General features: G+C 65.8%; 14 protein-coding genes. 4 read left to right on the forward strand and 10 right to left on the reverse strand.

Annotated elements, in window-relative coordinates; translation table 11 throughout:
* Positions 1–403 (reverse strand): hypothetical protein (locus IIB36_19045; protein MCH7533838.1); only part of this gene is annotated, 403 nt, incomplete at its 3' end.
* A gap of 135 nt (positions 404–538) precedes the next feature.
* Here IIB36_19045 and IIB36_19050 point away from each other — a divergent pair.
* Together IIB36_19050 and IIB36_19055 are read left to right on the forward strand one after the other, a co-directional pair.
* Positions 539–1294, forward strand: coding sequence for an enoyl-CoA hydratase/isomerase family protein (locus tag IIB36_19050; GenBank protein MCH7533839.1), 756 nt, complete (start codon positions 539–541; stop codon positions 1292–1294).
* 122 nt (positions 1295–1416) lie between these two features.
* Complete coding sequence (locus tag IIB36_19055) at positions 1417–2985, forward strand: hypothetical protein (GenBank protein MCH7533840.1); 1569 nt, start codon at positions 1417–1419, stop codon at positions 2983–2985.
* A 25-nt stretch (positions 2986–3010) separates the two neighbouring features.
* Here the strand turns inward: IIB36_19055 and IIB36_19060 are convergent, their stop codons facing one another.
* Entirely contained in the window at positions 3011–3946 is a 936-nt protein-coding gene (locus tag IIB36_19060) for a ThuA domain-containing protein (protein ID MCH7533841.1), read from the reverse strand.
* A gap of 392 nt (positions 3947–4338) precedes the next feature.
* Here IIB36_19060 and IIB36_19065 point away from each other — a divergent pair, with 392 nt between their 5' ends.
* Together IIB36_19065 and IIB36_19070 are read left to right on the forward strand one after the other, a co-directional pair.
* The gene (locus tag IIB36_19065) at positions 4339–4593 is read left to right on the forward strand and encodes a hypothetical protein (protein MCH7533842.1); all 255 of its coding nucleotides are present in this window, start codon (positions 4339–4341) and stop codon (positions 4591–4593) included.
* A gap of 49 nt (positions 4594–4642) precedes the next feature.
* Entirely contained in the window at positions 4643–5521 is an 879-nt protein-coding gene (locus IIB36_19070) for a hypothetical protein (protein ID MCH7533843.1), read from the forward strand.
* Between the two features lie 15 nt (positions 5522–5536).
* Here IIB36_19070 and IIB36_19075 read toward each other — a convergent pair whose 3' ends face one another.
* From IIB36_19075 to IIB36_19110, 8 genes are all read right to left on the reverse strand, one after another.
* Entirely contained in the window at positions 5537–8209 is a 2673-nt protein-coding gene (locus IIB36_19075; protein MCH7533844.1) for a peptidase M14, read from the reverse strand.
* A 21-nt stretch (positions 8210–8230) separates the two neighbouring features.
* Entirely contained in the window at positions 8231–9313 is a 1083-nt protein-coding gene (locus tag IIB36_19080) for an SMP-30/gluconolactonase/LRE family protein (protein MCH7533845.1), read from the reverse strand.
* An 8-nt stretch (positions 9314–9321) separates the two neighbouring features.
* Positions 9322–11136: a cyclase family protein gene (locus IIB36_19085; GenBank protein ID MCH7533846.1), complete on the reverse strand. Its 1815-nt coding sequence runs from the start codon at positions 11134–11136 to the stop codon at positions 9322–9324.
* Positions 11137–11177: 41 nt separating this feature from the next.
* The gene (locus IIB36_19090) at positions 11178–12731 is read right to left on the reverse strand and encodes an FAD-dependent oxidoreductase (protein ID MCH7533847.1); all 1554 of its coding nucleotides are present in this window, start codon (positions 12729–12731) and stop codon (positions 11178–11180) included.
* 51 nt (positions 12732–12782) lie between these two features.
* Positions 12783–13850, reverse strand: coding sequence for a cyclase family protein (locus IIB36_19095; GenBank protein MCH7533848.1), 1068 nt, complete (start codon positions 13848–13850; stop codon positions 12783–12785).
* Between the two features lie 167 nt (positions 13851–14017).
* The gene (locus tag IIB36_19100) at positions 14018–14167 is read right to left on the reverse strand and encodes a hypothetical protein (GenBank protein MCH7533849.1); all 150 of its coding nucleotides are present in this window, start codon (positions 14165–14167) and stop codon (positions 14018–14020) included.
* 21 nt (positions 14168–14188) lie between these two features.
* Positions 14189–14596, reverse strand: a complete 408-nt coding sequence (locus IIB36_19105; GenBank protein ID MCH7533850.1) for a hypothetical protein — start codon at positions 14594–14596, stop codon at positions 14189–14191.
* On the reverse strand, positions 14569–15993 hold a 1425-nt coding region (locus tag IIB36_19110), incomplete at its 5' end, for a hypothetical protein (protein MCH7533851.1). The genes IIB36_19110 and IIB36_19105, both read right to left, overlap by 28 nt.

The raw sequence follows: 15993 nt of genomic DNA on the forward strand, positions 1-15993 counted from the left end.
GGGCGATGCCGGGCCGGTACCAGCGGTTCTCCAGCTCTTCCACATTGGCAATGACGCCCAACGCGACCGACGCGCGAGCCGCACGCCAGAGGAGGTCCACGTTGCGGGGCGTGTTCGCGAGCAAGCCCTCCAGCAGTCGGAGCGACTCGACAGCGTCGCCTCCCCAGTAGGCCTCGTCCGCACGCTCCACCACGCTCGGCGACTCCGACAGCTCGAAGAGCGTGACGGGTGAGGCCTGAGCGAGGGCGGGCGTGCCGTGGCCCAGCGCCAGCGCGGCGAGCGCGTACAAACGCGGGGACTGGACATGAGAGCGCGGGCGGACGTGCACGTTGGATCCATGCAAGGGAATCGACGAGGGGACCGTATTGTCCCCGCCTGCGCGCGGTGCGTCAACCTTGTTCACGGGGGGCTGGGCTCTGCTCACCTTGAAAGTACTCGACCAGTACCACTAGCATGGGTGGTCGTCGTTCCGACGAGCCCGAGGCGAGTAGTGCCCCGGCCCAGCACACTCCCGAGGGTCAGGTTGGAGGACAGCCCAATGTTGGAAGTGATCGATCACGGTCCGATCCGCGAGCTTCAGATCGCGCATCCTCCCGTCAATGCGCTGCGCCCGAAAGTTCTGGCGGCTCTGAGAGAGGCGCTGGAAGCGGCACTGGGCGAGGGTGCCGGGGCGGTCGTGATCTCGGGCGCGCCGGGCTTCTTCTCGGCAGGGCTCGACGTGCCCTTCATGCTCGAGGGGGGCGACGCAGCGGCCATCGCGACCTTCGAAGAGCTCTTCGCCCTGAGAAGCGCACTCGTCATGTCGGCCGTGCCGGTAGCGGCAGCCATCACCGGGCATAGTCCCGCAGGTGGCGCCGTACTTGCCATCTGCTGTGACTATCGCGTGATGGCGGAGGGTAAATACAAGATTGGGCTCAACGAGGTTCAGGTGGGTCTGCCCGTCTCCCACGTGCTGCTCGCCAACCTCAGTCGGCTGGTTGGACCTCGACACGCGGAGCGCATGTGCGTTGAGGGGCGATTGCTCTCTCCGCAGGAGGCGTACGACATCGGGCTGGTGGACAGTCTGGTGCCTACGGAGCAGGTGGTCCCCACCGCGCTGGAATGGTGTGAGAGGCTGCTTGCCGCGCCTTCGCGGGCAATGCTCCGTACCCGGGCCGTCGCCCGCGCCGATCTTGTCGACCTGTACGCTGACCCCCAACGCCCGGGCCCCGAGGAGTTCATCGAGGCGTGGTCGAGCGAGGAAACCCAAGCGGCCATGCGTGCTCTGGTGGCGCGGCTCAAGAACAAGGGCTAACTAAACCAGGGCATTCATCGGAAGGAGTTGCGCAGGGGCGCCCGCGTGACCATGGTGGCGGTAGGCGGCGCGTTGCAGCGCGGCGGAGAGTGGAAGGTCGGCTCAAGTCTGAGGAGCGAACGATGAAAACGGTGCGTAGCGTGGTACTGACGATGAGCCTTTGCGCGGCCATGGCCGTTCCGGTCCAGGCGCAGTTCGAAAGCGTAGGCGCCCTGGACTTTCCTACCTCCTCGACCGGTGATGTCGAGCAACACTTCCTTCGCGGCGTCGCGATTCTTCACAGCTTCGGCTGGGTCCAGGCCAGGGAGCAGTTCCAGGAGGCGCAGGCGCTCGATCCGGATTTCGCGATGGCCTATTGGGGCGAGTCCCTGGCGTACAACCACCCGCTGATCTCGCAGATGAACCCCGACGAGCCACGCGAGGCGCTACAGCGGCTGGCTCCGACCAAGGCGGAGCGCTTGGCGAAGGCTCCGACCGAGCGTGAGAAGGGCTTCTTGGGCGCGGTCGAGGTGCTGTGGGGCGAGGGCGAGCACGTCGCTCGCCGCGTCGGATACATGGAGGCGATGGAGAAACTCTACGAGCAGTATCCGGACGACCCCGAGGTGGCCGCCTTCTACGCGCTCTCGATTCTGGGCGCCGTGTCTGCCACCGGCGACTTGGGCATGCGACTCAAGGTCCGGGCCGGCACGATCGCTCTCGGCCTCTTCGCCGACAACCCGAACCACCCTGGAGCGCCGCACTACGCGATCCACTCCTTCGACGATCCAGATCACGCGCCGCTCGCTTTGGAGTCTGCCTACCGTTTCTCGGAGATCGCGCCGGACGTCGCGCACGCGATACACATGCCGACGCACATCTTCATTCAGCATGGGATGTGGGACCGCGTATCCGGCAACAACCAGTCCGCCTACGATGCGGCCCGTGCGCTGTGGAGGCCCGGCGACAGCATGGGCGATGCGATCCACCCCCTCGACTGGGGTCAGTACGGCGACCTCCAGCTCGGGGACTACGCGAAGGCACGCGTGTGGATCGAGCGGATCGAAGCGATGTCGAGCGAGGGAGGCTTCCTCGAGGGCGGCGCGCGCGGTCAGGCGGGCGTGGCCCGAGCGGTCAACACGCTCTCGTTGCTGAAGGCCCGTTACACGGTGGAAACCGAGGAGTGGAAGATTCTCCCGATCACGGACGAGTCGTCCGCGAGCGAGCTTCTGGCGACTGCGCTCAGTGCCGCGCGTCTGGGCGATCAAACGACGCTCAGGCAGGCCGAGGCCGCTTTGGGTCGCGCCGGCGGAGGGCGGACCGAGATCATGCAAAAGATGGCGGGCGCGCTTCTCCATGCCGGCATGGGACACGCCGACGTGGCGACGGGCCTCATGGACGAGGCTGAAGCCGCCATTTTGGAGATGGCGCCGCCGCGGGGCTCCGCGTCACCCATCAAGCCCGTTTTCGAGCTGTACGGAGAGATCCTGCTCGACCTCGATCGGCCCACCGGGGCGGCTGAGAAATTCGAGACCGCGCTCGTGCGGATGCCGAACAGACCGCGCTCGTTGCTCGGGTTGGCCAGGGCGCACGCAGCGACCGGGAACCACGAGGGCGCAGCCGAAGCCTACGCGCAGCTCACCGAAGTGTGGGCGGGCCACGCATCGTTGGCGGGCTACCAGGAGGCGGTGCGGTTCCTGCGGGGGACACGCTAGCTGACGAGGCACTTCATGCGGTCAGCTACCCGTCCTCCAGACCGAGTGCCCATCGGATCCCGCCCACCACGTGTGCGCGGAACACCGGATCGTTGCTCCAGATATCGTCGCGGTGGCCGAGCGAGGTGTAGAACGAGCGCCCCTCGCCGAAGTCCTGCACCCAGGACTGGGGATAGTCACCTCCCAGCTCGACTTCCTCGAGTGCGTCGATGTCCGTCGCACGCGTGTCGATGCTCAGCAGAACGTGCACCCGGTCCCGCGAGAAGCCGACTGGAATCCGGTTGCCGAACAGCACGTCGACGTTCTCGTCGGGTCGGTCCGCGCTCCACGCGGCAGTGCCGTAGTGGTAGAACTCGTCGACGATCGGCCAGCTCCCGCCCAACATTCTCGTCGCCGGATGCTCCTGGTCTTCGACCTTGAGGACGACGACGCGGTTTGGACCGACAGTGCGCCTGAAGTACGCACCCAGCATCTCCCCGAAGTCCGGATAGTCGTACAGCGTAAGCGCCGCGCAGTGCACGCCGATGAAGCCGCCGCCCTGCCGCACGAAGTCCACGAGCGCGCGCTTCTGCTCGTCGCGGAGCGGGAGGTTGCCGTTGGTCATCATCATCACGCCGTCGAACTGGGCCAGATACTCCGCCGTGATGATCGACAGGTCGAGCTCCTCCCGGTCCTGCAGATAGCCCTGCACCGTGGTGAGCTCATAGCCGGCTTCCTGTCCCCATGAGGCGACCGCCGTCTCCGCCGGCCCGAGGCTCGTATGCTTGTAGAGCGCCGCATGGGTCAGGAAGAGCAGCTTCTTCGGCGCCTGCGGACCGGGGGTGTTGACCGCGATTGGCTCCGCGACCGACGCATCCCGCGAAGCGACAGACCCTCCAGGCGAAGCGACGAACCCTCCAGGCGAAGCGGCGAAACCCCCAGCGTAGATGGCGAGCAAGCCGACCTTCATCGCAGCGCTCATGAAGTCCTCCTCGAGCGGTCGTACCGCTGTTGTGCCGCTTTGACCCGGGCGCCGACGGGCGTTCCCGTCAGTTAATTCGTACCGCGGTCCACGTTCCGTCGCGGGTCGTGGTTCCGAAAGGATCCGTCTGCGTCAGCGACAGGGTCCCGTTTTGCAGCTGGTTGGCGTTCGGGAAATCGCCATTCGCGTATCCCTCCCCCATACCCAGAACCTGTGCCCCACACCCGCTGCCGGTGAGTCCGACGAAAGTCCAATGGTCTCCCTGACCCGTGTGGGTGATGTTCCCACCGACCTCAGGCTGAAGAGTACAGGTCGCCCATAACGAGGACAATGAGAGTGCTCGGGGGGTCGGGCCGATCGACTGGCCGGCCTACGGAAGCGACCCGGGCGGCATGAAGTACTCCCCTCTCCGTCAGATCGATCGAGAGAGCGTGGGGCGGCTGGAGGTGGCTTGGACCTGGGACTCGGGAGAGGAACCGGTGCCGGGCTCCAGCCTGGCCTTCAGGGGCGAAAGGGTCCGACCGGGCCGATTCGAGGGGGGACGCATGACGTACCAGACGAGCGACGGCACCCAGTTCCTCGTGATCGGCGTGACGGGTTTGGGGTCGGATCGACGCTTGATCGCGTTCGCGCTACCGGAGGGGTAGCGCGTATGATCTCCCAGACGGTCAGATCCAAAATTCCGAGGTGACAGTCATGAAACGAGCAACTCTCTTCTCCTTGGCATGCAGCATCGCGCTCGGCGCGACAGCGTCCGAGGCGCAGGCGCGCCAGCAAGTGGACCAGGTCCGGATCTTCAACACCGTAAAGGAGAAGCTCGCGGCGGGTGAGCGCGTGGTCGGCGGCACGGTTTCGACGCCCGACCCCGACATCTACTGCGCGATGGCGAACTCGGGCTTCGACTTCATATGGATCGAGATGCAGCACAGTCCGCTGAGCTACACGGACGTGGCGCGTATGATCTGGGCGTGCAGGGACGCCGACGCCATCCCGTTCATCCGCGTGCCGGACGCAACGGAGGGCGACATCCAAAAGGCGACCGACATCGGAGCATTGGGCATCATCGTTCCCATGGTCGACAACGCCGACAAGATCCGAAACGCGGTCACCTTCGCCAAATATCCGCCGATGGGGAAGCGAAGCCAGGGTGGAGGCCAATACCGGGCGCTGTGGGGGAACGACTACCGGCGCGCGGCCAACGACAACATCATGATCATCGCCATGATCGAATCGCCTGCCGGGGTTCGGAACGCCGCAGAGATCGCAGCGGTGCCGGGGGTCGACGTGGTGTTCGCCGCGAGTTCCGACCTGGGCAGCTTTAGCGGAAAGCGGCAGGGCGATCCGGAGTACGAAGCCCTGGTGACCGCAATCGAGGATGCGACCCTGAATGCCGAACGCCTGCTCGGCGGACCCCTGGCGTGGATGTCGACACGGGCGGACTACCGGTTCTTCCAAGGTCCGGGGACGACGAGTCTGATCCGGCGAGGCGCCAGCGCGGTCCTGGAGGCGGCCACCCCATGCCGGGACCTTCCCGCGGGCGTTGCGCCCATCGAGGGTGAGGAGCGCTGCCGCTAGCGATAGGGTCTCATCTCATCTATTCGCCCCACACGCCGCGCCGGCACCCGTCGGTAGCTGCTCGGTCGCCGCGCCCCACAACGCATTGAAGAGCAGCTTGAAGGTGTTCCTCGGCTGCCCGCGGAAGTGTGGAGTGAAGGCGAAGAGGACGACCTGGCCGGACCCGACCGCGACCTGGGCAGCGGCCGTCTGGCCAGCGAGGTATTCGTCTCCCCCGAGCGTCCATCCGCTCACCAGGTAGTCGGTCTCCGGATAACAGACTGGGGTCGAGACTCCGGGTCGTCGCACAGTGGGCTCCAGAACCTGGCTGCGCGCGAAGAGCGTGACGGCGTCCGCGTCCATTCCGTATCCCAATGGGTGCGTGGGATCGACCTCGAGCCGGATGATCGAGCCGGGCAGGAAGAAGTCCTGTGAGGAGACGCCCCGAGTGCGGTTACGGAACGGGAGGGCAAAGGTGCTGATCGCGTAGTCGACCGCGGCGTCGAAGGCCACGAGCCATCCGCCGTCCTCGACGAACGACCGCAACGCCGCCGCGCCCTCGGCACCGAGGCCACCGACGTACTGCTCCGGCATCGACCCCGGAGCGTTCCCGTCACGGATTCCCGACTCCTCCTGCGCGGGCAGGACGATCACGTCGAACTCCGACAGCGCCCCTCCTTGGATGTCCGCGTCCCAAAGGTTCTGCCACGCGATGCCGTACTCATCGAGTACCCAGCGCGTCCACCCCTCCGGCATGGGCGCGCGCCACGAGCGGTAGATCGCCACCCTCGGTGCGCGCACGACCGCCAGAGCGTCCGCCGCCGGCGCCGCGGGTAATCCCGTGAGCGTGAGACCGAAGTCGCTGGACAGCCGCCCCGCCTCGTCCTCGCTGAGTCCGGGAAGCCAGAAAGCGCCAGCCGGTACGTCCGCTACGTTGCCGGCGGCGGTGGAGAGCGAGCGCGTGGCCCGGAAGAGCTCGCCGCCGCCCGCCAGGTACTCCCGAAGCCCCCGGTACACCCAATTCGAGGTGCCGTCCAGGAGGTAACCGGCCGAGCCTGTCCCCGTCACGGAGCCAACCGCCGAGCTCACCACACCCCACTCGCCGAGGGGCATCTCGAAAGGCTCGTCCACGTTCACGACTTCGAGACCCATCTGGAAGCGGAGCTCGTAGCCGGTCATGTCGTAGGGAGGAATGGGCGGACCGCCTGGGTACTGGCGGCGATCCGGAAAATCCTTCGGCTCCATGAGGTCGACCACGTACGGGCGGAATGCCTGGGGCGGGATCACGTAGGAGCCAGCGGGGAAATCTTGTCCGCCCGCCCGGAAGCCCTCATCGGCCAGAACGAACTCGATTCCCGACTGCGACATGAGATCCATGAACTCGACCACGGAGCTCGCGTCGTGTGAGGCACTCGGGTCGAGCACGTACGCGAACGGGCCACCCTCGGCGGCCATCCCGCGCTCGATCTGCCTCCTGCCCATCCAGTAGTGGTTGAACAGGTACTCCTCCTTGAGCTTCGCGCCGGTGGCGGCCACGGCTTTCGCCGCGGTCATCATGTAGTCCATCGCGTCGCGGATGTGCCAGCAGCCTCCCAGCCACGGGTTGTTGTAGTTGGTGGACGGCGTGAGCGCGGGAAGATCGCCCGAGCGGGCCCCGAACGTCTCCGGAATGTCGTCGTAGCAACGCGGCGTCGCGTATCCGGCTCCCGCGGTCTCCGTGAGGAAGCCGAGCATGTTGTGGTAGTCCGGCCCACCCCGCATCGACCCGTTCCACCACAGATCGTAGACGATGCCGCTGCTCACGCCCGGCTTACCCTCCACGTCGAAGCGCTTGCGCATGGAGTGACCCATCTGGTTCAGCGAGCTGACCAGGAGCGGGTCCAGGTTCGGGTTGACCGGGTTCGCGAACGGCGGCATCCAGATGCGGCCCGGGAAGGGGCCGGTCTGGTGTTGGTTGTACACGATCTGGGGGAACCAGTTGTGGTAGAGCTGACGCGTGACGGCCTGGGTCTCGACCTGGGTCAGCATGAACCAGTCGCGGTTGTTGTCGTGGCCGATGTAGTGGTGATAGAGCTCGGGCACGCGTGACATCTCGAACTCGGTTCCCACGTTCGACATGTACCAGTCCGCGACGATGTCGAGGCCGTCCGGATTCATGTTCGCCATCAAGAGGAGGATCGTGTTCTCGCGGATATCCTGCGTCTCGGGCGACTCATCGGTCACGAAATAGTGCGCCATCTCCGGCATCACCTGTCCGTGCGCGACCTCCGTGGCGTGCAGTCCGCCGTCGATCCATACGATCGCCTTCCCCTCCTGCGCCAGCGCGCGGGCCTCGTCCTCCGGCAGGATCGTCCCGTACCCCCCATCGGGATCGCGCGCGTAGGCGAGCGTGCGGGTGATCTCCTTGTAGCGATCCATGCGAGCGAGGTTGGCCGGCGTGGAGATCGCAGCAAGGTAGAGCGGCTCACCGCGGGTGCTCTCCCCGATCTGCTCGAGCACCATCCGGTCGGTAGACGCGGCGAGGGCCACGAAGTACTCGGCGATCGGCCCGTAGTTGGCGAGCTTGAAATCCTCGCCAGGCGCAAAGCCGATGATGTCTGCGGGCTCGGGCACACCTGAATCGGCGGGCGCGCAGGCCTGTGCCAACAGTGCTACGACGCACAGTCCTGCCCGCATGAATCGACCTGAGAATGGCTTTGAACGGGACATGATGTTCTCTCCTGGTTCGCCCTATTGCCGTACGTACTTCATCAGCGCCTGCGGGGGGATTCTCGGGTGGACGCTGGCGCCGAACACGTTGCCCTGGCCATCCACGGCGACCCCCGCCACCCCACTCGTGCCGGTCGGCGTCGCCTGGGAGTCCGGGATGAAGTACATCACCGTGCCGTCTCGGGCGCTCCCGATCCGGATCCCCTTTTCCCAGCCCGCGGTGGAGTCGCTCGACCCCGAGGAAGCTGCGTAAAGCAGGTCATTGTGGTCGATGTAGATCCCGCTCGCCCGGCCGAACTGCGTCCACGCGTCGAGGAACCGTCCCTCCTGGTCGAAGATCTGGATGCGGGCGTTCCCGTGGTCGGCGACGAACAGGCGTCCCCGGGCGTCGAGCGCCAGGCCGTGCGGTGTTCGGAGCTCGCCCGGTCCCGAGCCCACCGCGCCCCAGGCGGTGACGAACGTGCCGTCTTTCGCGTATTTCACGATGCGCGCGATCGTGCTCGGTGGGGCATCCGCGTCCTGGCCACCGGCGCCGTCGGTGACGAAGATGTCGCCGTTCGGCGCTGTCACGACGTCGGACGGGCCGTTGAGGAGCGCACCGGTGCCGTCCCCAGCCACGCCCGGTGTCCCGAGCGTGAGCAGCAGCCGTCCCGTCGGACTGAACTTGTAGACCGCGTGCCCCTTGCCGTCTCGGTCCGGGTCCTTCCCATCCGGTCCCTGGGCGTCGGTCACCCAGACGTTTCCCTCCCGATCGACATGGATGCCGTGCGGAAAGATGAACATCCCCTCGCCGAACCGCCTGCGGAGCCGCCCCGACGCGTCGAATTTGAGCACCGGGTTCAGTTTGGAGCCAGCGCAGCTATTGGCAGCGCAGCGCTCGGCGACCCAGATGGAGCGGCCGTCGATGTCGATGTCGACGGCGCTCGTCGAGCCCCACCACCGTCCCTCGGCCAGCTTGAAATGGTTCTCGACGGGTCGATACGGATTGCTTAGGTCATCGGCCGGCTGGGTGTGGCCCTGCGAGGATACCGTTCCGCTCGGCAGCGCGGCCGCCGCGACGAGGGAGAGAGCCAGGGTGACTCTCCTACGACCTGGAACCGCCATCGCCCGCGCTAGAACGTCGCGAGCCCCATGAACGGCGAGGCGGTTCCGTTTGGCACCGGCATCATCGTCCAGGAGACCATGAACTCCCACCGCTGCAGACGGGCAGCGAGCTCGGCGACATCCTTGAAATATCCGTTGTCGATCGTGGCGGTCCCCCAGATCGGTATCAGGATGTCGTGAATCGGGCGCCGCCAGATGCCTTCCACGCCCGACGGCTGGACATCAGACACGGCGTCTCCGCCGAGGATCGCGATGTCGCGCTCCTTCAGCCAGGGTAGTACCGACGCGTGCAGGCCCGCGGTCTCGCCCGCGTAGTTCCAGGGGCCCTCCGCTTCGCGCCGCGCCCACCGGCCCGTCCGGACGAACACCGCGTCGCCGCTGCCGATCGTGATGCCCGCGAACTCCTCCCACGCTTCGAGGTCCTCCACGAAGATCGGCTGCCTCTTGTCGAGATACTCGACCCCCTTCAGCAACGGGATATCGACCAGGATGCCCCGCGTGACGTAGCCCGGGCCCATGTTGTCGATCGAGCCGCTTCCGCAGCCCTCGGCGTTGAGGTTTTGCGGCTTCCCGTTGTAGACCGTCGGGTTCTCCCTGTCGCTCTGCACGACGTAGTGACAGAGCGCGTCGATGTGGGAGTTGCCGCCATCGTGGATCGCGAAGCTGATCGCGTCGAGGGCGCCGCGGACCTCGCCGGTCTCGGGATCGAGCCCCGGCATCCAGTGCTTCGGCTCGACCCGCATGTTCCCGTTGTCGATGGTCATCGCCATTTCCGGGAAGTGATAGAGCGACACCGAGATCCCCTCTCGCACCAGGCTCACGGCCGCCCTGGTCTTTTCCGGCGTGATCAGATTCAGCGTGCCGCGCTGGTCGTCGGGGCCCCAGCGGCCCCAGTTCTTCATCTCCTGCTCCCACTCCAGCATCTGCTCGTGGGTGACCAGCTTGTCGGGCCGCTGGGTCGCGGGGTGCGGCTCGATCGCCGTCTGCTGCTGGGCCGCCGCCGGTGCCGACGGCTGAGCTGCCACGAGGGAGGCATCCGCGCCCCTCAGGACCACCGTCCCGATGCCCACGAGGCCCAACTCGTCCGGGTCAGTGCCGTGAAGCGCCTCGACCACGAGCGCGTGCCTTCCCGCGGGCAACACGGTGCGGAGTCGGGCGGTGGCCGGTTCGCCGGCGCGCCCATCGCCCAGCACGAAACCCTGGTCGGCGCCCAGCAAAGCCTGGCCCTGGTCGTCGGTCGTGAACGTCGACCAGTCTTCCCTTCCGGCCAGTTGGTATTCGACTATCTGATTGGCGACCGGCGTCTTTTCCAGTACCCAGGGCACCATGGTCTGCAGCGTGATGCGATATCGCAACGTGCCGGTGTCCGGTGGATCGCCGTCGAGGCTCGTCCCCGCCGACTGCGCGGTCAACGTCACCTCGGTGGGCGCCCCCCCGGTGGCCGCGGACTGCTCGAGACTCAGCGTGATGGGGAGGGGTGTGCTCGGCGCTTCGATGCCATCCAGCCAGCGATACAGCGTCGCCAGGTCGGCGTCGGACGCGAGCCGGTGGGAGACCCTGGGCATCTCCCCGCTCGGGAGCCGGAGATACGTGGCGAAGGTCCGCAGCGAAAGCTGGGTCCCGGCAATGGCGGGCCCGGATCCTCCACCGCCGGACTTGCCGTGGCAATTCCAGCATCCCAGGCGGTCGATGTAGAGCTCTTCGCCCGAGAGCGCTTCCACCTGCGCCTGACCCACCGATGGCAGCAGGAAGAGCAGGAGAGCAACGGGCAAGAGTCCGCCGATGCCTTCGACCGTTCTACCTACCCACTGGACCGTCGTCATGTCGACCCCCGCATCTCGTGGCAGTTTCGCGCGACCTTCGGTTAGTTGAGCGGGCCCGTCTCCCAGCCGCCCCGGGGCTCCGGCTGGTTCGCCGCGTTGGGCCCCGAGATGTATCCGAACACGGCGCCGACGCACAGGTTGCCCAAGTACACGTAGGTGGAGTGATTGCCGATGTCGACGCCGGCCGCGTAAAGTCCCCGGATCGGTCTCAGGGTCCGGGAGAGCACCTGGCCCTGGGCGTTGACCCGCAGCCCCCCGTACGTCGCCGTGATGCCGGCCTGCACCATCACCGCATAGAACGGCGGCTGTGCGAGCGGCGTCGCCTGTGCCTCGATCATCTTCGGAACCGGCAGGGCCCAGGCCTTGCCGTTCTTCGCCGCCTGGTTGTACTCGTCGAGCTGTTGCTGCACGACCGCGGCCGGGATCCCACGTCCCCAGGCCTCCATCTGAGCAGTGAGCTCCTCCAACGTGTCGGCCGTAGCGACCGGCGCCCCGATGTCCTTGAACGCGATGAACTTGTCGATGTCGCCCAGACCGCAAGCCGCGCAGGCGCGTCTCGCGTTGACCGGCTCATCCCAGATGTAGGTGGCGGTCGCTTCCGGCTGCCGGGCCACCTCCTGGTTGATCAGCTGCTCGCCGCCACCCCGCGGTGTGCCGGCCTGCTTGCCCTGGGTCTCGTCCGCGAACCGCCGGCCGTGCAGGTTCACCACGACCGACCAGTTGCCGTGGTAGGTGGAGTAATTGGTCAGCGGATTCTGCATCTGCTTGGTCGGGCGTGCGGGCATGCCATGGCCGTAGAAGCCGTCCCAGCCCCCCTCGGTCGGCGCCGCGCCGATCTGCGTGGCGGCCCAGAAGCCGTCACCGGTGAGCGAGGGCTTGCGTCCCCCGAAGCTCGCGTTCCGCTGATGCAGGCTGCCGTAGTAGCGGGTGATGTTCTGGGTCACGAGCTGTGCGCTGCCGGCCCAGCCGCCGGTCGCGAGCACGACCGAGCGGGCGAGAATGCGGATCAGGCCCTGCTCGCCTTCGGCCAGCACCCCGATGACCTCGTAGCTCGAATTCGTAAGCACGCGCAGCATAGCGGTCTCCACCATCAGGGTTCCGCCGCCGCGCTCGAATTCGTCGACCATGAAGTTGACCCAGGCCACGGGCGGGATCGCCCGGCTTCTCGTGCGGCCGGGTCGCGCCGCACCGAGCGGCGCGCCCAGGTCGTCGTAGAAGTCGAAGGCCCGGGGCAGGTTGTCGAAGATGGTGCGCTGCACGACCGGATCGCCGTGCGGCGAGGTCTCGCGTATCTGTTCGTAGCTCTCGGACGTCCAGACGACCCCTTCCGAGTGGGCGGTGGTGCCGCCAGCCTCGTAGGCCTTCTCGAGAACGATCACGCGGGCGCCCGCCCGCTGCGCGCGCACCGCGGCGGTCAGACCACCGATGCCGCTGCCGCAGACAACGACGTCGGTTCGCATCTCCTGTACGGCTTCCTGCGCCTGCTCTGCGCCGATCGGCGCCGCGTCCAAGGCCCCGGCAGCCACGCCTGCCACGGCGCCGCCGAGAAAGTGCCGGCGTGAGAGGGTCGAGTTGGACTCATCTTGTCTCGTCATGATTTCACCTCCGGACTTGAGTCATCGGTCTCAGAACTGCAGCTATCGGTCTCAGAATGTCGCGATGGCGTTGAACGGACTCGCGGTTCCGCCCGGGACGCTCGTGATCTGCCAGGAGATCATGAACTCCCACCGCCTCCGTGCCGCGGCCTCCCTGGCCACGTCCTCGAGATACCCGTTGTCGACGAGCGGCAGTCCGATGAAGACCTGCGTCATGGTGTGCACCGGGCGGTTGATGCCCTGCACGCCGGACGGCTGCACGTCGTTCACCGCGTCTCCGACGAGTACTGCAACGCCCCGCTCCTTCAGCCAGGGCAATACCGAGGCGTGCAGACCGGCCCCGGTCTGTCCATAGCTCCAGGGGCCTTCCTGCTCACGCTTGGCCCAGCGTCCGCCCCGCACGAGTAGCACATCGCCGCTGCTGACCGTGACCCCCGCGAACCGTTCCCACTCCTCGAGGTCCGACACGTAGATCGGTGTGCTCTCCTCCAGCCAGTCCACACCGCGCAGCAGCGGCATGTCCACCAAGATCGCGCGCGTCACATAGCCGGGGCCCATGCGGTCGATCGCGAGGTCCTTGCACCCGTCCAGATCGAGATTCTGCGGATATCCGTTGAAGATCACCTGTTCCCCGTCGCGCTCGGTGGCGTAGTGGCACAGGGCGTCCATGTGCGCGAGCTGGCCGTCGTGCAACGAATAGCTTATCGCGTCGAGGGCGAAGCGGACCGCGCCGGTGTTCGGATCGACCGAGGTCATCCAGTGCCTGGTGGGCCCGAAGGTCTGGCTGTCGATCGCCTCCTCCTCACTCACGAAATGCGCCAGCGTGACCGTCACCCCGTCTTGCACCAGCCGGGCAGCCGCCCGGGTCTTCTCCGGGGTGATGAGGTTCAGCGTGCCGCGCTGGTCGTCGGGACCCCATCGGCCCCAGTTCGACAGCTCGGTTTCCCACTGCTCCAGGGTCGCCAGGGTGACCAGCACCGACGGATCCTGCGTCGAGGGATGGGCCTGGGGACGCGCCTGCTGCGGACTAGGACTAGGGGAAGCGGATCGCAACCCGGCGGCGGTGAGGGTGACCAGGGCGCCCAATACCAGGACCGGGACGACGACACGTCTTAGCATGATGACCTCTTAGGGCTGGGGTCGCGCTCACGTCCAGGACCGATGGGCCGAGCGTAGTGGCAACTCGACCCCGGCCCCTACGACGCTCATCATATCGGGCGTGGCGGAGGAGTGCCATGGAGATTGAGGCCTGAGAGCGGCAGCAGGCCCAGAGAGTGCCGCCTCGGCTAGAAGATCGTATAGATGAACGGAGCGAGAGCCGACCCCTGCGCGAATACGAGCAGTGTGCCGAGCAGAAGCATCACGATGATGATCGGAAGAAGCCACCACTTCTTGCGCACCCGCAGGAATAGCCAGAATTCCTTCAACAGGCTCATCCTGTGCTCCCGTGGTAGCGCCTAGAACTGGCGTCGCATATCGCTCTTCGCATCCTGTCCTTCTCCTTTGGTGAACCAATAGCCGGTTGCGTTGGTACGGTGAACGAGAGGATTGCCTTTTGTGCTCCTCATCACCAGTGCGATGGGCGTCAATACCAGGAAATAGACGATGCCCATGACGATGGGCGTCATCACCTTGGATATCTGGAGCGCCATCGCCATCCAGGCACGCTCCACCGGCTTGAGCTTCGCGGGCAAGAGAGCCGCGCCCAGAATCAAGAGGCCACCTAGCCCCCATAGAATCTGCGTAGGGAGCACACGGCCACGCCAGAGAGCTATCCCGCCGAGTACCAGGAACGCGGTCCCGACCGTGAGGCCGAACTTGCGTCCTTCCCGAGCCTCTAATCCAGTTGGAACTCTTCTCGCCAATCTACCTCCTCAGTCCATTCAGGTTGATCCTCTTTGCTCAATAGGTAGGACCCGAGAACGAGGTAGTCCATTTCCGTCCGCATGAAACAGGTATGCGCATCGCGTGGCGTGCAAACGATGGGCTCTCCACGAACGTTGAATGATGTGTTCACAATGACGCCGTAGCCCGTGGCCTTCTCGAACGCCTTGATGAGATCATGATAGTCGGGATTCGTCTCGTGACTCACCGTCTGCACTCTTGCCGAGTAGTCCACGTGCGTAATGGCTGGAACGTCCGATCGGGGGACGTTGAGCTGTTCGATCCCCCACAGCTCTTGCTCGGCGGCGCTCATCGCGATGCGTCGCTCTTCCTTGACCGGTGCCACAAGGAGCATATAGGGGGACTCACAGTCCATCTCAAAGAAGTCTGAAACCCGTTCGCGGAGGACGCTGGGGGCGAACGGCCTGAAGCTCTCGCGAAACTTGATCTTCAGGTTCATCTGTCGCTGCATTGCGGTACTACGAGCGTCCCCCAGGATACTCCTGGCTCCAAGCGCCCTGGGCCCGAATTCCATACGGCCGTTGAACCACCCAACGACCTTTTCGTTCGCCAGGAGCCCCGCTACGGTCTCGATGAGCTCCTCGCGCTCGAGCTTGCGGTAGACCGCGTCTTGCGATCGCAGGTAGTCGAGGATTTCATCATCCGAGAAGTCGGGCCCGAGGTATGCTCCGCGCATGGAGTCTACGCCCGGCCGGACAGTGCGCTCCTTTCCCAAATGACGATGCCAGATGAGTTGTGCTACCCCCAGCGAGCCCCCGGCATCGCCGGCAGCCGGCTGGATCCAGATGGACCGGAATGGCCCTTCTCGGAGGATCCTTCCGTTGCCGACACAGTTCAAGGCCACTCCGCCTGCAAGGCAGAGGTTATCCAAGCCGGTTTCTTCGTGGAGCGTGGCGGCCGAACGCAGCATGACCTCCTCGACGACCTCTTGAACGGAGCGCGCCAGGTCCATCTCACGCTGGGTGAGCTCAGACTCGGGAGCTCTGGGGGGACCATCGAACAGGTCGGCGAAGGCCTGGCTTGTCATGGTCAGGCCTGAAAGGTAGTTGAAGTACTTCTGGTTGAGCCTGAATGAGCCGTCTTCTTCCAGGTCGATCAACTCATCGTAGATGAGCTGCTTGTATTTCGGTCGACCATAGGGGGCGAGCCCCATGACCTTGTATTCTCCCGAATTGACCTTGAAGCCGGTGAAGTATGTGAAAGCGGAGTAGAGAAGACCCAGCGAGTCAGGCCACCGGAGCTCCCTGGTCAGCTCCATTTCGTTGCCCCGGCCGACTCCCATCGAGCTGGTAGCCCACTCTCCCACGCCATCCATCGTCAGGATTGCGGCTTCCTCGCAGGGCGCGGGAAAGCAGGC

The organism is Gemmatimonadota bacterium, assembly GCA_022560615.1.
In the GTDB taxonomy this organism is placed as follows: domain Bacteria; phylum Gemmatimonadota; class Gemmatimonadetes; order Longimicrobiales; family Gaopeijiaceae; genus UBA1138.